This is a genomic window from Nostoc sp. 106C (genome assembly GCF_002154725.1).
Classification (GTDB): Bacteria; Cyanobacteriota; Cyanobacteriia; order Cyanobacteriales; family Nostocaceae; genus Aulosira.
This window is the reverse complement of the sequence record NZ_MTAW01000095.1, coordinates 57,722-76,254: the sequence shown is the minus strand read 5'-3', so window position 1 is coordinate 76,254 and position 18,533 is coordinate 57,722. Positions and strand designations below refer to the sequence as shown.

The following is an 18,533-nucleotide window of genomic DNA, read 5'->3' as shown; positions in this document are numbered from 1 at the left end:
TATAAAAGAAATGCTTGTCCGCAACCTGTAGGTGTAAGAATTAAATAGGCTACTTTACTTTTACTCATGGTTTCATTTCTTCATGCACCAAATTTACTGACAGAAGAATAAGATTTTACAAATATTAACTATCAAAAAAAAGTATGTTGAGCCTTGGCATAAATTTCTATTAGTTGTTCATAGTTCTTATCGGCAGTGTATTTCGCTACAAATTCTGTTCTTGCCTCTTGCCGCATTTCAGATAAGTGGGCTTGGTTAGCTAACGACCATTCAACTTTAGCGGCTAAATCTTCTGCATCACCAGGAGAAAAATGAAGCCCAGTTCGTCCAGAATCAACTAACTCTGCGATCGCACCAATATTTGAAGCAATTACTGGAGTACCTTTGGCAAATGCCTCAACTGCTACACGACCAAAGGTTTCATACCATTTGGATGGAAAAATTAAAAACATTGCCTCCCCCATCAAGGCATATACTTCTGACATTGGTCTGCGTCCTAACCATTCCACTTGCGGAATTCTTTTGGTTGCTGCGATCACTTCTGCTGATAAAGGCCCATCACCAATAATCTTCAGTGGGATTTTTCCTGCCAATTTTTCCCAAGCAGCAAGTAGGGTATCTAACCCTTTTTCTACAGAAAGTCTACCTACAAAAAGGGCGTAACCACCACGTCCTTCACCCAAACCGGGATCGGGATGAACAAAATTTGGCTTGACTATAATCTTCTCGGCTGGTAACCCACCTTGAATCATTTTCTGCCTTGCAAACTCAGTTAGGGCAATGTAAACATCTACCATTTTTGTCCAAGTACGGAGAGTACGGTGTACTGTAAGCATAGTTGCAACAGCAGCACTCGCTGCCCGACTTTCGCGGTAACAACTATGTATAACTCCTGGCAATGGTAAAAATTTACCTAGACAGTCTTCACAAACTTTGCCATCACGAAAAAACAAGCCATTGGGACAAAGTAAGCGGTAGTTACGCAGTGTTTGTACTACAGGTACACCCTCAGCTTTGGCAGCATAATAAATTGAGGGAGAAATTAACGGGAAAAAATTTTGGACGTGAACGATATCCTGAGGCTGTTCTTTGAGCTTCCTTTGAATAATTTGATATGCTTCTTGCGACCAAATTGTTCGTGATGCCACCTGCAACTGATTCATCTTGGCAATGCGATCGTTATGCTCCTCATACACTGTCACCTCATGCCCCATTTCTCGCAGCATATTTTCTTCTGCTTGCCGAGACTCATCTTCACCACCGCGAATTTGATAGAGGTTATGTACGCTGAGAATCCGCATTTAAGCCCCCTGACTAACGATTTCTGTATAAAGTTTCCTTAAAAACTTGCCCTTCATTTCCCAACTGTAGAGTTGGTTTACTCTTTGTTGGCCTGCCTTTCCCATACGAACTCTTAAGTCTGGTTCTAAAGCCAAATGCTGCATGACTTTTGCCATGTCTACAACTGCTTGTTCAGGATTGTAGGCAGGAATTTTAAATCCAGTTTCTGCTGTGATTTGAGTCGCTGGTCCTCCTAATTCCAAACAGATTACCGGACGATTTGCTGCCATTGCTTCTAAGCAAACTGTTGGAGAGAAATCATGCAAGCTGGGGTGTACTAAGACATCGCACTCTCCCAATTTAGTTAAAGTCAACTCTCGTGGGAGGTTACCAAAAAAACGCACGCGATCGCTAATTTGTAATTCTTGACTCAGGGCTTCTAATCGCTTTCTTTCCGGGCCATCACCAACAATCCAAAATTCGCCTTCTGGTAGGTTGGCTTGGGCAAAAGCCCGCAAACCCAAGTGAAAGCCTTTCCAATGTAACAATCTTCCTATACTAATAAAGCGAATAGATGTTGCTGACGAACCCACTGGTAGCTGCCCCAACTGTGTAATTTCTTGTTGATTGATGCCAGTTTGACCGTATATTACCTCAATACGCTTGGCACCTAAGGCACTGACGCGGGCAGAAGTTTCGGGTGTGGCTACAATTGCTACTTGGCTGCGTTTGGCTGTGAGATGAACAAATGGATCTCGCTCACCTACCCAGGCGGCAATATTACGTAATAATTCGTAAATTTTATTACTTAAACTAAAATCTTGCCAGAAAGGCGTGGGTGCAGATTCACCACCGCCCACAGGTCCCCAAACAAAAGGTATGGGTAGCAAAGAAAGAAAGCTGGGCGCTGAATACCTACCGTAGGTCACATGATGTACCAAATCAAAATTGATTTGGCGATGTAAGTTTTGTGCCAAGAAGTAAACGCCAATCTGCCAGAGGTAATGGTGCAAGTGCACACCTCGGTTCTTTCCTTTCCACCAACGCGCCCAAGCTGGCAGGTCATAGTAAATGACTTCTAGATCGGCAATGGGATTTTGTGCCAGTTCCGCCTCAATATACGGGCGATTTTCGGCGCGAGTAATTACCCATATTTTGTTGTCCTTCACCAACTCTCGCGCCATATTCCAACCAACTCCTGGTTCAGAACCCATATCTGGCCTACAGGCATAGGCAGAAATGAGAATCTTTAAACGATTCGTGCCAGCGTTCTTGGTGATAGTATCCATAATTAATTGTTATTTTTCTAATAATAAAGTTTTATATTTTTTTGTGATATCAAGTGACAAGATTATTTGACCTAATCGTTATCAAATTGACTTTGGCTATTATTAGCTTGATTTGATGCTCAACAGAGTTTTTTCATAAATTTTTGCGATTTGTTCAGCAGTTTTTTCCCAAGTAAATAATTGAGATCTAACTAAACCTCGTTCAACTAATGAATTAAGATATGATTTTTCTTCAAGAAGACGATATACAGCCTGTACTATTGCATCAATATCAGTTGGAGCTACTAAAATAGCTGCATCACCAGCTACTTCTGGTAGTGATGTGACATTGGAAGTGATAACGGCTGTACCACAAGCCATAGCTTCTATAACTGTCATGCCAAAACCCTCATAAAAAGAGGGAGATAAAAGCACGTCAGCAGCATTGTAAATTTTGACAAGTTCATGTTTATCTGGCTTTCCTAAATAGCTTACATATTTTTCTAATTGGTGATTTTGAATATATTGTTTTTGTTCAGAGCTAAAATCAGAGCCTACTTTCCAAAAGTGAATAGATAAGCCTTTATCTTGAAGAAGTTGAATTACTTTTAAAGTTGTAAAAACATTTTTGCGGGGATGATTTGAACCCACATTGAGTAAGCATAATGTTTCGGGAGAAATGCCTTTTTGCTGCCTAAAAGTGCTAATCTCCATTGCCGAAAGGCGTCTAAAGATTGACTCTACAGCATCTGGCACAACTGTAATCTTTTCTGGTTGAATATTTAATTGCTGAACTACATCTTGTGCGGTATGTGATGAAACTGTGATGATATGATTTGCTTGGTGCATACCAGCGATCGCATATTTCCATGCTGCCATGCTAATCGAAGCTAAACGCGCCTGCTCGTAAACATTCTCAGGTTGAATTAAGTTAATCAAATCATGACAAGTAACTACATTTGGTTGATGATTTTGCTGCAACCAACGAGCTAAATGACCATCACTATGATCGATAATGTGAAAGATATCCGCTTGCAGTTTTTTGAGCCTAAGTGGATAACGCCAGTAGCGCTCGTAATAACTAGCAATTCCCTGATGTAAAGATTTATTTTTTGTGTTTGCGAGATTAATTTGGGGCGTAACTTCAATAATCTCCCAATTCGGACGAACTGCTTTTAGTCCACTAACTAAACCATCAGCATAGACATCCATGCTAAAAGAAAATTGAGGAATTCTACGCAAAATTGCAACACGCATGATTTATTATAAAAGTTAGTTTATTGGAGGTTTTAATAATTAATTTTCAAAAATAGTATCTATATAATCCTTAGCTACTCTATTTAAAGAAAATTCTTTCTCCATAAATTCACGACTATTTTTCTTCATATCTTCTATAAGCGGCTTGTTCTTTACAAGGATATTCAATTGATTAAGTAAATCTTCCTGGGAGTTACATATGTAACCATTAATACCGTTCTTTATAATTTCTGGAGCGCCCAAAGCGTTCTTAGTCGTAAGAATAGCTAACCCAGCACAAGCAGCTTCTCCTAAAACAGCTGGATAACCATCGCACAGAGTTGGCAATACAAAAATATCATGTGTTTTAAACAATTCTATGTGTTGTGGTTGACCATACTGTATATTCGTTTCTATAGTGGCACCAGTATCTACTTTGACAGCAGATTTTGTGACCATTGTCATTCGTATATTTGGATCATTTTGTTGTGCAAACCAATCTAGTAAAATATCACCTCCTTTACGATACATATCGCCCCCTACAAAAAGAATTCTTACTTCATTGTCTTGGCGTTGGGGGCTAGGAATAAATATTTCAAGATCTTGTGAAAAAGGTAATTTAGCTTTCTTTAATTTACTCCTAGATACATTATAATCTTTGACCATTTCTTCAATGACTGCATCTGTCATCCCCATAACATATTTTTGTGAATTGAGAATCTTTTTATGTACAAATGTTAGCCAAGATGGTGATGGCAATACGTCCGTCATAGGTTCATATAACTTTCTAGTCCAGTCTGTCAAAATGTAACTGCTCTTAGGCTTTGTAAATGGATAGGCAAACAAAGCTGGACTTATGCCATGAAATAGAACTTTTCTACCTTCTCTTTGGGCTTTTTGAACTTCTTTGGATAAACTATATGCCTTTAGGAATCTTTGACGAATTAAGACTTTATGACTTATTGGCTTTTCTGGAGGTTCCACAAAGCGATAAACTTTAAGATCCAAAAGATTTTGAAACATTCCAATTAAACGTTTTTCATATCCAGCATTACCAAGATCGATAGGAAATGATACCAATAAAAGCTTATTTTCCATAAAATTATAACTATTTGATAGGTGTGCTATTTTGTTCTAAAATTTGAGGTAAAGTATCTTGAATCCTAATATTTTCATTTACATTTTGCTTTTTATTTATTTTGTCAATAACTGTTAAAAACGCCTTTAATTCGCAGTTAAGGTCTTGTTGAGAAAAAAATGTTTTAGCGTTTTCACTGTACACATGCCGTGTTTGAGTATCAGCCAAAGCCAGTATTGCCTCAGCTAGGGCGTTAATATTACCGTAAGGATAGACTAGTCCGTTATAACGGTGTTGTACGGTATCGCTATAACCCCAATTACCGCAGCGATCGCTTAAAATTGCCGGACAAGCTGCTGCCATTGCTTCAGAAATCACTAATGGATGTGGATCACTTTTGGATGTAGAAACAAACACATCCATTGCAGCGTAATACAAAGGTAGTTGACTCTGGTTAACGAAGCCGACGTTAATTACCTCTCCATTCATAGCGGCGAGGCGCTGGTTGATTTCGCCTTCCAAAACACCGCCACCAATCATAATTCCTCTAATGCGATGGTCTTGTTGATGAGCTTTGGCGATCGCTTCAATAAATTCAAAGGGATTCTTGCGTTCAATATACTTACCTGTAAAGCCATAGAGTATAGTGTCGCTATCCCAACAAAGTTGTTGACGGATGCGTTGAATTTCATCCTGATTTTGAGCAATTTTCAGTTCGTAACGCTCTCGGTCAACAGGGTAGCAACCACGAACAATTTTTTCGTCGGAAACGCCGTAATACCGTAAATAAATTTCGTTATGGTCGCCACTAGAAATCCAATAGTCAGCTAGACTATACATCCAAGGGTACAAGGCAGATAAGATCACCTTACGCGAACGACTATAGGGAGTATCTGTAATGATGGTTGCATCATTTTGCATGATGATGGGAATTCCCCGTAATTTACATAACAGCACCGTTAAGCGATAAGAGAGCGTGTAAAAACTGGGTAAAAAGACAGCATCAACATTTTTTCGGGTCAAGCGGCTAAATAACTCTGGATTTAGCAGACCTTTAGAACTTTTAGACGCAATCTTTCCTGTCAACGTTTTCAGGAATTCATTTTGATAACCGCTTAGTAAATCCACATCCCACGGTTGTGAACTACCAAGGTGGCGATCGCCGCTGACTTGGTTTTCGTTGCAAAGATATAAAGCTGTTACAGAAACACCTGGTTGCTCGTTGAGTTTACGCCATAAAGGAGCATGATGCTGGGTAGGATGAGTAAATACAACGCCCAATCGAAACGGATCTTGCATAAACTGCTCCAAGTTCTGTGGTAAGGGGTTATGTAAATTCATTGTTGATAGCTCATAAGAGTTTTTTATCTGCAATCATCTATGAGCTACTACAGAAACTGAATTAACAGTTTTATCTGGCTTACGAGCATCATTAGCCAGTTTTCTACCCTCAACAATTACGGCATCAACAGTACGATTAGGCTGTTCAATAATCTCTACATCATTAATCTCACTTTCTAAACCTTGCTTGCTAGCTACTTCAAAGCCAAGATTAGACATTGTTCGGAGTAATGCGGGAGTATCATACATACACTTATGCGGAAAGCGAATAAGTGGTGCCAACCTCCGCTTCATCGGTCCATCTTCAGAAGATTCGTAGCTGATATCCAACTCATCCAAAAATTCTTCAGCAGGTACTTCACCTTGATTATACTTATCAACAATTGATTTTAAATCGGGAACGACAATGCGAATAATGCCATTTGGCTTTAGAACTCGATGGCATTCTTTTAAAAAAGCTTGCCCGTCAGTTCTAGATAAATGCTCCAAAGTATGAGAGCTATAAACTACATCAACTGAATTATCTGCCCACGGAAATTTTTTTCTCAAGTCATGGATAACAATTTGATCTGGCCAGTCAAGATTAATTATTTTAAAAATTTTATTGATTGTTGAAAAAACTGGTAGCTTTGCTAACCAAGCCCCTAGTGCATAATCTACATTTGTCCAACCATTTGGAGTATGCGAGCCACAACCAAGATTGAGTTTTAGCATTTAATATCTACCCTTGTACTAGTGAAAATTCAATGTGTTAGATTTAAGCATTTCTACTATTTATAGAATTTGTCATCAGCCTTCCCTTCAACAACTGTTTTCCTAATTGTTTCAGTCTGCTTGAACCGTATACTTGGTTAAATAAGGCTGCAAAAAGTGGATCTGGTAAATATTCACCCCATTGAACCAGCCACCTTTGAAGCAAGAATTCATTAAAACAATTTGCAAATTCTGGGTGGGTAATAAGCTGCTGATGAGCTTCCTTGCAATCATTTTTAGATTTGCCTGAAAGACGGGCTAGTAGGTAGCGAGCATTACAAACTATCAAATTGGATTGTAAATCTGTTAGTCTTTCTGCTATCGCTGCACCATAAACTTTGGTTAAAAAAACCTTCTGTTCTTGGTGTACCCGTTCCATAACAGCTAAATCCCGCTGCAAAACCTCTGGCGTTACTGTTAATTGACTTGTTGTATTTGCTCTATGAAAACGGAATTTACTTAGCACATCTGGTATAGCTCCTATGACGGTTATAAATGGAGCTAACCGAAAGATGAGACTGTCTGCGTTGGTTCTAAAAAACTCATTGAGAGGAAATATTAACTTTGCTACTTCACGTCGTAGATTTAGTGCTGAAGCTGGAGGTATGTTCTCGACAAACCCACCATTTTCCAATGCAGATTCTGCCATCCAACCTGAAGCTAATTCTTTATATTTAGGAGTTAACTTTATAAAGTTTCCCTGCCCATCAATTAGAATTACATTGTGAATTACAAACCCATTCTGAGACTCAGACTTAAACGCCTCTATAACCTTCTCCAGTTTCTTATCTGTCCAGGTATCATCCGCATCCAAGATGCAAATAATGTCACCTTTGCTTTCTCTATATGCTGCATTTAAAGCACTAGCTACTCCGCCATTTTCTTTGCGGATTAACTTGACCCTCGAATCATTCTTAACATAAGTTTCGATGACTTCACAGGAGTTGTCTTTTGAACCATCATCACAAACTATAACTTCAAAATTTGTATAGGTTTGACTTAGGACACTTTCTATAGTCTCGCCAATGTATTGGGAGTAATTGTAATTAGCAATTAAGACTGATACTAAAGGAGCATCAGGAAGTTGCGGTAGTTTAAAAGGTTGTAACTTTTCAGTTTGCAGTTCTTGCATTTGCTGAATCCTTAGGTTTTAATTTACCAATGATTTATGTATAGATTTTTGAGTTTGCTCATTCAGATTGAGATAATCTTTCCAGAATTCGGAGGATGTTAAATATTTAAAAGCATTCTTCCATTCTGAAGTAACACAATTCCACCTCAGAGTACTCTTAGTAATAATTTTGAACCATCTCATTAATATCTTTATACAGATAGTTCGATTCATTTCATATAGATAAACACTGTTATTTCCTTCTCTGACAATAACAACACGCTTTTTGGCAAATTCTTTGTACCAATAGTCCGCAGATTCAGAACCAATTGAATAACATCCTTCATCATTACTTAGTAAAAAGTCAGGAAGTAAATGTCCATTGATAGTTACTAAAGCAATAATTTTTCTAAAAACCCCTGTCTGAAGAATATTTATATTACTTGAGTTGCAGACAGGTTTATTAGTAGCTGTAAAATTAGCTACTAGGCTTTGTGTATTGTAACTTTTACTAAGCCCTACAACTCTACTGTGGATATTTTCTGGATCGTTATTTATAATAAATTGCGGTCCCTTTAAATAATCTTCAAAACCGCTAATAACCATTTCCGCAGAATTATAGTCAAACACTAACAGACTATAGAGTAGCTGTTGAGTTAAAAATTTAATTATATCTATGTATCCTGACAAGCTATAAATACAATTAGTTATAAGATGATTCCGAAATCTATAATAATTATCCCAAATTGGGTTCTTCGCATAAAAAGGTTCATGCCAAACGGCTATTCCTGGAAAAGCAACTATTGATTGACTAAGGAATCTTGTAATTCTTAAGCCAAACTCCATATCATCTATCTTTATAAAGAAAGGCATTGGTAAGCCAATTTTTTGAATAGTTTCTTTAGAAAAAGAGAAAAACCAAAAACCACCGTATTCAGGACTATCTTCCAAGAGTAAAAGATTAGTAACATTGGTATTTTCCAGATTGAGCCTATGCTTTAAACAGATAACTGCGAAGGGATTATGTTGAGAATTACCCTGGCTATCGATAGATTTAGCATACAGTGCTCCTGCCTCAGAGAGTATATGCTTTTTATATAAATCCAGCATACTACCAGATATTGCAAAATCCTGAGTAGCATACTCGTACAGTGAAAATAGTTTGTAAATAGCTTCAGTCTCTAATTCAATATCATCATCCATTAACAAGAAATGTGTATAACTATCCTCTTGTAAAGCTTGAATTAAGCCTCGTGTAAAACCTCCACTTCCACCTAAATTTCTGTTAGGAATTAATTGAACTTTTGAATCATTAAATTCTTCTTTTTGTAGAGTTTTACCATTGTCAACTACAAAAACTTTAAACTTCTTGTCAGACAAAAAATTATCTTGCAAAATCTTGCTTACTGTATTTTTTACATAAACTTCTTTCTTGAAAGTACAGGTAATAATACCTAAATTTACTTCGCGGATCTTAGGTTGTTCAGTTACAATGTATCCATCTAAGAATAGCCCGCTGTCGCTTAGGCAGGTTATCTCAAGATACACTCTGCCTGCATTCTCGCTTCGCCAAGAATCTGGTAGCAATACTTTAATAGGTTCGGATAACAAACATTTATCAAAGTTCGCTGTATAAATCAATTCTCTTGATTCTTTCTTATAAGATTCTCTATATAGAGAAATTTTAAAATCACCTTCAAGAGTTAATAAGTAATATAAATAGTTAAGATGGGTATATTTAGCATAAAATTTTGCATAGAAAGAATTAAAATAAGTATTCAGAGACAAAATACTATTTTGAATAAACGCAACTTCTGCTTGCTCTTGAGAAGAATTGAAGACTGCGCCGTCACTGCATCTGAGATACAAACTCAAAGATTCAGGTGCACAGGGAAATCGAATTCTGGTAACTACGTTCATCTGTATCCTCTTTTGTGTTTACTTGTTTCACGTTTTGTTAATAGATGCAGCACCCAAGTTAAATTTAATACATCTATAAAGCCAGCTTTTGCTTTGATTTAAGTGATAAATTATGGCTATTTCTACAACAGAAAGCTACTAACTTGCTCACGCGTTAGCTATTTCTTTTTCAAACAGACCAAGGGCACGCACTACTGCTTGATCCATGTCGTAATATTTGTAATCTGCAAGTCGTCCTGCAAAAAGTACTGTACCGTTGAGTTTTTCTACTTCTTTGAGGTATAAGTCTAGGCGATCGCGATTCTCTTCATTAAGAATGGGATAATAAGGGTCATTTTTACCTGGTACATAAGCTTGGGGATATTCCATCACTAAGGTAGTTTTGGGAGAAGTTTGCCCTGACAAATACTTCTGCTCGGTTATCCGAGTGATGTCGTAGTCGTTGGGATAGTTAACTGTACCCACCTCTTGATACAACTCTTGATCTAAAGTTTCAAATTGAAAGCGCAGACTCCGGTAGGGCAATTCGCCATACATATAATCGAAAAAGGTATCAATTGGCCCTGTGCAAAGTATTCGGTTAAACTTTACATCATTAATAATCTCGCGGTAATCTGTATTTAGGAGTACCTTAATGTTAGGGTGAGCCAACATTTTGCGGAACATCTCCGTGTAACCAAGCTTAGGCATAGCTTGGTAAGGATCTTGAAAGTAACGATTATCTCGACTGATATAAACTGGAACACGTCCTGTGACGGCTCTATCCAGTTCTTCTGGTTTTACACCCCACTGCTTCATGGTGTAGCGAAGAAAGATATTTTCGTAAATATAATCAGCTAAGAAAGTTAAATCTCCACTAGCACTCTCACGCAGTTTTAAAATAGGTACTTTAACTCCAAAACCGAAGCTTTCTAGAAGTAAATTCTCCAGCTTCTCTGCATATTTTGGAGGAAACAGGGCATAGAGCGAATTCAAATTAAAAGGAACAGGAACCTTTTTACCTTCTACCACACCTAGGACATGGTGATAATAATGTCTCCACTCAGTAAATTGCGAGAGATAATCCCATACTTTTTTGGATTTGGTATGAAAGATGTGGGGTCCGTATTTATGAACTAAAATGCCATGCTCGTTGTAGTAATCGTAGGCATTACCGCCAATATGGTCTCGTTGTTCTACAATTAATACTCTCTGTCCAAGCTCATTAGCAATTCTCTCAGCTATGACGCAAGCTGAATATCCAGCCCCTATAATTAACCAATCTACTCTCATGCAATTTCTCCTTGCTTCCGGCTAAAAGGTTCTGAGTTGTCAACCTCAACTAAAGATTCTGTAGTTTTGTCAACTTCTAATTCAGGTAGAGTGTTTTCTGCTAAATTTTTCAGTAGAGATTGCAGTTTCATGCGATAAATGTAGGGCCAACCTCCCTCCTTCTCAATATTCTTCAATAGAGCATAAAGTGCTTGCTGCTCGCTTAGTAAAGATTCCAGAAATAGACTATTTCTTATTTCGCGATGCAAAGTTTCTAGTAATCGCAGCAATGCAAGTAGTGTTAAACTATCACCCTGATAATTCTTGGCTGCTGATTGAACCATCGCCGCGATCGTTTCTAACTTTGTACTATTCTCGTTTTGTGTCAGCTTTGTATTAACGTACATGCTGTATACCGTAGAACGAAGTTGGGATAGTTTGATATCAGGAGCAAAACGGGAATCGAAACTGAGATTTAAGTAGGTTGACTTACTTTTTCAGTTGAATTAGTCACTTTCTGCTTGAGAAATTTCCTCCTGATTTGACGAATTTTATTCAATATCTTGACCGCAAGAACACTTCCCATAATAGGATTAGCTCTGGCAACTGAGGCGGGAAACCAGGCATCTATATGCGGATGCTTGCTAGTAAGCAGCAGTCGCCACCAATCAACCAAACTGTAAATTGGTGCTAGTTCATAGAAAGAGTTTTCAGTTAGATCCCCAGATATAAGGAAAGAGCCAAATACTTTTGCTTCCTGATAGGAAGGATGTAAAACAAACTCTCGTGATAAAATTTCAGTTGCCTCAGTTAAAAGATTAGTTTTACATTCTTGGGCACTCAGATTAGTAGTGAATTGCTCTGCAAATTCAACCGCAGCATTTTGCAAGACGTATAATCCCCAATTAATTGCTTCTTCGTTTTTTTGCTGGCGAAGAACTGGTATATACTTATTGTCCTGAAAATCGTAGCACTTAGTGCTACCATGATCTGCTGCCATAAAAAGCTCAAACAAGCATCGATACTTGCAGAGAAAATAGTGATCGCTACGTTGTTTGTCTACATCATAAAAATAAGCAAGTAATTGATCCTCTTTAAATGGTTTAACCCGCCTGTCAAGTGCAAAGTAAAAACCATAAACTCCGGATTCAGGATAAATACCAGCTATGTTCAATAAATTACTAAAAGAGCGTTGTGTTTTTCCACTCCAACCAACATCCACTAAAGCAAAAGGAGCTTCATCGCCTATACCTTCTTGATGGAAATAGCCAATTGCTTTCTCGCGATAGCGAGCAGCAGTTGAGATGATCAGTTCAGTAACTTTTTTCTCAGTAAAAATCTGCTTCAATAATTTACGTTCTTGCTGCTGAAGGTTGAGATCCCATTTTGTGGCTGGAAAACCATAATGGCTCAGCACATCTTGAATTTGTTCTGGTAATATATGAACTCGATCGCAAATAGAACGAATTGATACAAACTGAGTGATAACCTCAGTTTGAAAGAAAATCCAGTCAAATTCAGATTTATCAATCCCTTGAATGGCAGGCATATGCCATGCTTGACGAGAACCATATAAGTAGCGGCAGTCAATGTGAAATCCCCAATTCCGGCAGATTACTTGGGCAATTTTATACAAAATCTGACCGTCTCTAGCAGCAAAGTATAATCTTTGAATTCCTCTATTTTCAGCTTCGACTAAGCACCAATACACGAAACCAAACAACATTGGAGCAATGGCACTCGCTGTTGCGTCCCAAATAACTTTATTTTTAGAAATGGTTTCTTGAGACTGTAAACGGGTAAGTCTGCTAGCGCCAGCAAGTAGAGATCTAAACTTTAAAGGAAATTGAGTTGCGTCTGCGATTTTTTGCTCATAACGATTGAGGTGAGCTTGAGTGAAGAATTCAACTGGAATACCAAGTTTTTTTGGTACTTTTACATCTGCTGTTCTGTTATCTCCAACATGTTTAAACTGCGATCGCTTGACTGCTTCTTCTGCCAAACAATATTGAAATAACTTGCCACTTCCTTTATTAATTCTTGTTTCAGATGAAACGTACAATGTACTACCTGGAGTCCAGACCTTGTTTTCCTTCAGGAAGTTACGAATAACTTCTTCAGATAAATACATATCTGAAATGTAGATAACTCGCTCATTTGCTTGATGGAGTGCTTGAATTCGCTTTTGAGTTGTAGGTACTGGACGTAAACTCAATAGTTCAATTTCTAGTTCCTTTTGTTTTGCCTTTTCAGCTTCATCTTTTGACCAGTTTAAAGAAGTAGCAAGCTGTTCATATATTTCGTCTAGTGTGACTTCAAAAAAAGGTCCTATTTCTCTTGCTATCCTTTCAGCCTCCATTCTGAGAGAAGACCAAGAGTCGGGCGAAATTTGAATTAAATTATCTTTTTGTAATTGATAACCTACTTCCCAGAAAAGATCTGTTGGTTTAGCCCAAATCCGAACCAGGGATGTATCAAACACGTCAAAGGAGTAAACAGTCTTTTTCATCAGGCTTTAACCTCAAATAAACTACTCTTAAGCTGGTTACTTAAAGAAGGATCAAAATTCTGATAAATTTGCAGATGCTTCTCAACACATGCAGCCTTTGAAAAGTTATTTTCAACATCTCTCCTTGCTTGCTGACCCATTGCTTCTAAATTAATGGATACTAAAGCTTGGCGTAAGGCTTGGTTTAGTGCCTCTTGGTTAGTAGGCTCAACTAAGATACCGTTGTTTCCTGTCTGGATTATCTCTGGAACACCCCCTGTAGAAAAACCTACAATTGGAGTGGATGCAGCCATTGCTTCCAGAACTGTAAGTGGTAAATTATCCGCAAGAGTGCAAAACAGCATTAGGTCTGCTGCGGAGTAGACTTGAGCTAATAAGTTAGGGTCTGAAATATAACCCATCTGTTTGATGTCTAGTCCTTCTAATGCCTGCCTTAACTCATCTTTACAAAGTCCTACAACTAAGACTAATGGGGATAAATCACGTACGCTTTGAAGTGCTTTAATGGCATACTTTACACCTTTACGGGGGTCATCAAGAACGTGTGCTGAAATAGCAATTACTTTACGATTTACTGGAACACCTAAACTAATTTTTGCTTCTACCTTTTTCACAGCAGGAAAAGGTTTCAAATCCAGACCATTTGGAATGACTATAGGTAAAACTCTGAACTTAAGAGCTTGTTCAGCCTGTTGCAGCATCCAATGACTTGGAAATATGTAGCGAATATGGAATTGTTCTGCAACCCATCGTTTTATTGCTTGAATTTCTCTAGTGCGATCACGTAGTTTATTTTTCCATCCACCGTGAGGCAATTGAGGACAATTATGACAGTTGCTAGTAAATTTTTCACATCCCATTGGGTATAGACACCCGCCAGTGAAAGCTGAGCAATCATGTACTGTGAAAAAAGTAGGTTTGCGTCGAGAGGCTAAAGCAAGAGTAGCTGGAGATATGGCAGTATAAAGGTCATGAAAATGGACAACATCGTAATCATCAAGAATTTGGCTGAGGTTAAACCAGTATTCAACAGGTAGTAACTCTGGGAAACCGAATTTCTTTGTAACTCTATGAATCTTTTTACAGAGCTTAATTTTATCACCTCCTCCGTAGACACTATGTTGGAATGGAAGAGGCTCTTTGAAATTATAGGCGACAAAATGATCGGTAGGATGACCTGCATCATTTAACCAAATAGCGAGATCCTCAGCGACTCTACTTGCCCCACCTCCATTTCTATCAGACTTACTAACAATAGCGACTTTCATAATATTAAGGAATAGATAATATCATTTCAATTTATTTATAGCGGTTCCCAATCTAGTAAAGTACATTTTCAAAGCTAATAACCTTGTCCAACAAGATTTGAGTGTACCTCAGTAGCTTAGGAAACGCTATAGCTTTATTTAGCTAGCACTAGAGACATCTTTTTTGAGTTTAATTAATTGAGTATCAAGGTTTAAAACACTATACAATATATACCGAACCCAAGCGGCAAAATACCATTTAAATGCAGATATACTAGGGGACAGTCTTAGATGCCAACCTGCTTGAATTAAACTACTTCTCCACATTTTCTTATTTTTTAAATCAAAGTAAAAATAACGGGCCAACCCTGCAATATGTGAGTATTTATTATTAGTTATCTCTGGACGTACTTTCTCAGGCAATTGTTGCAGACACATATCAACTGTATATTTAGCTTCCCAGATATTTTTTCCAGTTAATGCTAAACGACTGGTATCACTTTTTGAATGAACGCGATAATAAGCCATCTGCTTATTTAGAGTAACAGCTTTGCCATAAAGACCTGCTCTAAACCACATTTCCCAATCAGCAGTATGGCTAAGTGGCAAATAGAAGGCACCTATTTGCTCATATACTTTACGAGGTACAACTACAGTTGGGGTATGAATTTCATTTGCAACAGCCTGAATTTTTGCAAAGTCTTTTATCACGCCATTTACATTTGGAAGTGGTGAAGCAGTACTGATATGCTGATTATCTTCATCAATGGAAGTTGAAGGACTAATAATTAATGTAGCGTCTGGATGAGCTTGCAAAAGTTCTGCATAGGATGAATAAAAGTCTGGTGCAACAAAATCATCACCATGAAGAATGTGGATAAACTGACCAACACTACGCTCAATACAAGTGTTAAAGTTGCGAATCGCTCCTACGTTTTGATGTTGACGATAGAAAGATACTCGTCCTTTACCAATTTCTTTGACTACTGCTTCAGGGTCATCTTTAGTTGAGCAATCATCGACAACCTCAATTTGCATATATTCTGGTCCAGGGTCTTGTAACAGAACACTTTCAAGAGTTTGAGCAAGGTAATTAGCGCAATTGTAAGTAGGAATTATTACTGACCAAAAAGGTCTGTAAATACCTTCAGGGACAGGAGAAATTTTTGGATACTCTATTTTTTTTTGTATTGTCAATTTTCCCATCTTCGCTCTTCGCCTCTATTTTCTATTTACATGATTAATAGCAACTAACGATTTAGCTTATTCTAAACTCTCATTTATATGTGCTTCATCATAGCTAAAAATTAAATAAACTACTCTAGTAATAGCTTTATTTCACTTACAAATTCATTTATTGGATCGCGGGGGATTATTTTTCGCACGCTCACATATGCTTCTTTACCCATTTCGTACCATAATTCTCTTTTTTGCCAAGCTCTCTCCATTGCCTCATCTAGACATTCTTCTTTAGGTGCTATTGCTACAAAACCATTAATGTTGTCCTTAATTAACTCTGTATTTCCTGCAACATCAGTAACAATGCATAATCTACCACAGAGCATCGCTTCTACAATTGCTAGAGGTAAGCCTTCAATTCTGGAAGGTAAAACTAAGGCATGATGATTAGCCCAAATAGCTTCTACATTATCTATAAAACCACCGAATTTTACGTTATCTAAACTCCATAAATCTTTTAAGCGTCTCAAAGTATTTTTCTGATATCCATTTCCAAGAATTGTAACTTCAATGGGTCGGTTTCTCCATTTTTCAGACCGTAGAACCTTAAACAATATATCTTGTCCCTTACAATGAGGATCTAAACGACCTACACATGCTAACTTCAGTACATCTTGATCTTGAGGCCATGATGGAGCGATATCATAAGAAACTTTGTATGGATTTCTAACTACTTTGGCATTAGGAAGTTCTGTAGCTAGTTGTGTTACTGTTAATTCTAAGTTTCTCTGAGATACAAAAAAGCACGTTTCGGCATTTTGATAAACTTCGGATGTTTTTGCAGCTAAATCATCAGAAGGCCAGTAATTGTCACCTGCGGCATTAACAATAACAGCGTACGGAACCTTTCTTTTTAAACAAGCTTTCATCCAACCTTTGTCTTCATAGTTACATCCTTGAGAAATCACGACTAAATCAGGTTTGAATTTATCTAACCATTTAAAAAATAATTCATGTTTAAATGTTTTAAAAGCTAACTTATAGATAAAATTACTGTTATAATCCAATCTCTGCACAACAATACAATTTGCTTCTTCAAATTCTTGAATTTTTTTGGAAGGAGTGTTCCAACCTTTAATGTTTACAGCTATTACAAAATCTTGACTAGCCATTCTAATAGCAGTTTGTGACCATAATTCCTCACTCCCAGCCCAGGGTGTTATATCATTAGTAGAAACAAAAGCAATTTTTTTCATAATTCATAGACAGCTTAATTGTATAAGAGCGTTGTTTTTTTAAAGGTATTAAATCAATTTTGTAGTGAGGGAGACGAGATAAACTTCTTCAAAATCGATTTTAAAATTCTCAATGATACGATCAAGATATTTTTAAAAGAGGAAAATGATGGAGTTAACCGCAATACCCAAGTTGCATGTAATAGAGCTGACTGATAGTATCCGATACGAACTAGATGCCGACTAAGATAAAGACTTTCATCGCTTAACGAATGATTCACAAAGTCTTGAATTTCTTTTCTATGTTTAGGCTCGTTAAATCTAGATTGTATTATCTTTGTTGCTGTCAAACAGTCGGTTACAGAATCTCCTGTAAGCACCAGTCTTCTTGTCTGCGATCCGGTATGAGCACGGAATATACTATAAGGTCTGTTCACATAGGCTAATTTAACGGATGCCGCTAGTCGTGTCCACATTTCCCAATCAGGAGTAAACACAAGATCACTAGTAAATCCTCCCAACTTTTCATATGCTTGACGAGCTACAACTATTCCTGGTGTACGGATGGGGTTACCTCTGGAAAGTACCCACAATGCATTATCCAGTAGACCATCAGAGTCTTGGAGAGGATTTGATACACCGAACCATTGATTTTTGTCATTAATAAAAACTGATTGTCCTAACACAACCTGGCATTTATAAGTTTCTATATAGTGACGGTAGGCTTCATAAAAACCCGGCATAATCAAGTCATCATCACTTAATATATGAATCCAATGCCCACGAGCACGAGCAATACAGGTATTCCAATTTGCATAAATACCAACATTTTTGGGCTGACGGTATAAAGAAACTCTACCCTGACCAACTTCATTGACAATTACTTCAATTACTTCAATATTTTCTGGAGAGCAATCATCTACTACCTCTATCTGCATTTCATCAGCTTCAATCCCTTGCTCAAGAACACTTTTAATAGCATCTGCTAAATATTCGGTGCGCTTGTAAGTTGTAATCATGACTGACCAAAATGGTCTATGTATTCCTTCTGGAATAGAGTCAACAGTTGGGAATCGAATGTTTTGAAACGTAGGTTTTTTGGGTAATAATTGGGCTATTCTCAT

At 37.6% G+C, this 18,533-nt stretch carries 15 protein-coding genes; all 15 read right to left on the bottom strand.

Features of this window, described 5'->3' with window-relative positions:
- Positions 1-131: 131 nt before the first annotated feature.
- The 15 genes from BV375_RS12040 to BV375_RS11970 all read right to left on the bottom strand — a co-directional run bounded on the left by BV375_RS12040 (position 132) and on the right by BV375_RS11970 (position 18,533).
- The gene (locus BV375_RS12040) at positions 132-1,301 is read right to left on the bottom strand and encodes a glycosyltransferase (RefSeq protein ID WP_086760710.1); all 1,170 of its coding nucleotides are present in this window, start codon (positions 1,299-1,301) and stop codon (positions 132-134) included.
- A complete protein-coding gene (locus BV375_RS12035) occupies positions 1,302-2,570 on the bottom strand; it encodes a glycosyltransferase family 4 protein (RefSeq protein WP_086760708.1) in 1,269 nt (422 codons plus the stop codon).
- Positions 2,571-2,672: 102 nt separating this feature from the next.
- The gene (locus BV375_RS12030) at positions 2,673-3,806 is read right to left on the bottom strand and encodes a glycosyltransferase family 1 protein (protein WP_086760706.1); all 1,134 of its coding nucleotides are present in this window, start codon (positions 3,804-3,806) and stop codon (positions 2,673-2,675) included.
- Between the two features lie 39 nt (positions 3,807-3,845).
- Positions 3,846-4,883, bottom strand: coding sequence for a glycosyltransferase family 4 protein (locus BV375_RS12025; protein WP_086760704.1), 1,038 nt, complete (start codon positions 4,881-4,883; stop codon positions 3,846-3,848).
- A gap of 10 nt (positions 4,884-4,893) precedes the next feature.
- Complete coding sequence (locus tag BV375_RS12020) at positions 4,894-6,204, bottom strand: glycosyltransferase family 4 protein (protein WP_243713921.1); 1,311 nt, start codon at positions 6,202-6,204, stop codon at positions 4,894-4,896.
- A 33-nt stretch (positions 6,205-6,237) separates the two neighbouring features.
- Positions 6,238-6,918: a methyltransferase domain-containing protein gene (locus BV375_RS12015; RefSeq protein WP_086760703.1), complete on the bottom strand. Its 681-nt coding sequence runs from the start codon at positions 6,916-6,918 to the stop codon at positions 6,238-6,240.
- Between the two features lie 43 nt (positions 6,919-6,961).
- Complete coding sequence (locus BV375_RS12010; protein WP_086760701.1) at positions 6,962-8,089, bottom strand: glycosyltransferase family 2 protein; 1,128 nt, start codon at positions 8,087-8,089, stop codon at positions 6,962-6,964.
- A gap of 18 nt (positions 8,090-8,107) precedes the next feature.
- Positions 8,108-9,988, bottom strand: coding sequence for a glycosyltransferase (locus BV375_RS12005; protein ID WP_086760699.1), 1,881 nt, complete (start codon positions 9,986-9,988; stop codon positions 8,108-8,110).
- Between the two features lie 147 nt (positions 9,989-10,135).
- Positions 10,136-11,260 (bottom strand): UDP-galactopyranose mutase, encoded by a 1,125-nt coding sequence (glf, locus tag BV375_RS12000; protein WP_086760697.1) that lies wholly within the window; start codon positions 11,258-11,260, stop codon positions 10,136-10,138.
- Positions 11,257-11,646: a hypothetical protein gene (locus BV375_RS11995; protein WP_086760695.1), complete on the bottom strand. Its 390-nt coding sequence runs from the start codon at positions 11,644-11,646 to the stop codon at positions 11,257-11,259. The genes glf and BV375_RS11995 overlap by 4 nt, the downstream gene beginning before the upstream one ends.
- Positions 11,647-11,714: 68 nt before the next feature.
- Positions 11,715-13,748 carry a hypothetical protein gene (locus BV375_RS11990; protein WP_086760693.1) on the bottom strand — a complete coding sequence of 678 codons (2,034 nt, stop codon included), beginning with the start codon at positions 13,746-13,748 and terminating at the stop codon, positions 11,715-11,717.
- On the bottom strand, positions 13,748-15,016 hold the full coding sequence (locus tag BV375_RS11985; protein ID WP_086760691.1) for a glycosyltransferase: 1,269 nt from the start codon (positions 15,014-15,016) through the stop codon (positions 13,748-13,750). Before BV375_RS11985 ends, BV375_RS11990 begins: the two co-directional genes overlap by 1 nt.
- 138 nt (positions 15,017-15,154) lie before the next feature.
- Entirely contained in the window at positions 15,155-16,201 is a 1,047-nt protein-coding gene (locus BV375_RS11980) for a glycosyltransferase (protein ID WP_243713920.1), read from the bottom strand.
- A gap of 110 nt (positions 16,202-16,311) precedes the next feature.
- Complete coding sequence (locus tag BV375_RS11975; RefSeq protein ID WP_086760689.1) at positions 16,312-17,430, bottom strand: glycosyltransferase family 4 protein; 1,119 nt, start codon at positions 17,428-17,430, stop codon at positions 16,312-16,314.
- 53 nt (positions 17,431-17,483) lie between these two features.
- On the bottom strand, positions 17,484-18,533 hold the full coding sequence (locus BV375_RS11970; protein ID WP_086760687.1) for a glycosyltransferase family 2 protein: 1,050 nt from the start codon (positions 18,531-18,533) through the stop codon (positions 17,484-17,486).

Excerpts from the sequence above, each read along its gene's own strand:
- BV375_RS12040 (WP_086760710.1), bottom strand. The coding sequence starts at position 1,301 with ATGCGGATTCTCAGCGTACATAACCTCTATCAAATTCGCGGTGGTGAA.
- BV375_RS12035 (WP_086760708.1), bottom strand. The coding sequence starts at position 2,570 with ATGGATACTATCACCAAGAACGCTGGCACGAATCGTTTAAAGATTCTC.
- BV375_RS12030 (WP_086760706.1), bottom strand. The coding sequence starts at position 3,806 with ATGCGTGTTGCAATTTTGCGTAGAATTCCTCAATTTTCTTTTAGCATG.
- BV375_RS12025 (WP_086760704.1), bottom strand. The coding sequence starts at position 4,883 with ATGGAAAATAAGCTTTTATTGGTATCATTTCCTATCGATCTTGGTAAT.
- BV375_RS12020 (WP_243713921.1), bottom strand. The coding sequence starts at position 6,204 with ATGAATTTACATAACCCCTTACCACAGAACTTGGAGCAGTTTATGCAA.
- BV375_RS12015 (WP_086760703.1), bottom strand. The coding sequence starts at position 6,918 with ATGCTAAAACTCAATCTTGGTTGTGGCTCGCATACTCCAAATGGTTGG.
- BV375_RS12010 (WP_086760701.1), bottom strand. The coding sequence starts at position 8,089 with ATGCAAGAACTGCAAACTGAAAAGTTACAACCTTTTAAACTACCGCAA.
- BV375_RS12005 (WP_086760699.1), bottom strand. The coding sequence starts at position 9,988 with ATGAACGTAGTTACCAGAATTCGATTTCCCTGTGCACCTGAATCTTTG.
- glf (WP_086760697.1), bottom strand. The coding sequence starts at position 11,260 with ATGAGAGTAGATTGGTTAATTATAGGGGCTGGATATTCAGCTTGCGTC.
- BV375_RS11995 (WP_086760695.1), bottom strand. The coding sequence starts at position 11,646 with ATGTACGTTAATACAAAGCTGACACAAAACGAGAATAGTACAAAGTTA.
- BV375_RS11990 (WP_086760693.1), bottom strand. The coding sequence starts at position 13,748 with ATGAAAAAGACTGTTTACTCCTTTGACGTGTTTGATACATCCCTGGTT.
- BV375_RS11985 (WP_086760691.1), bottom strand. The coding sequence starts at position 15,016 with ATGAAAGTCGCTATTGTTAGTAAGTCTGATAGAAATGGAGGTGGGGCA.
- BV375_RS11980 (WP_243713920.1), bottom strand. The coding sequence starts at position 16,201 with ATGGGAAAATTGACAATACAAAAAAAAATAGAGTATCCAAAAATTTCT.
- BV375_RS11975 (WP_086760689.1), bottom strand. The coding sequence starts at position 17,430 with ATGAAAAAAATTGCTTTTGTTTCTACTAATGATATAACACCCTGGGCT.
- BV375_RS11970 (WP_086760687.1), bottom strand. The coding sequence starts at position 18,533 with ATGAGAATAGCCCAATTATTACCCAAAAAACCTACGTTTCAAAACATT.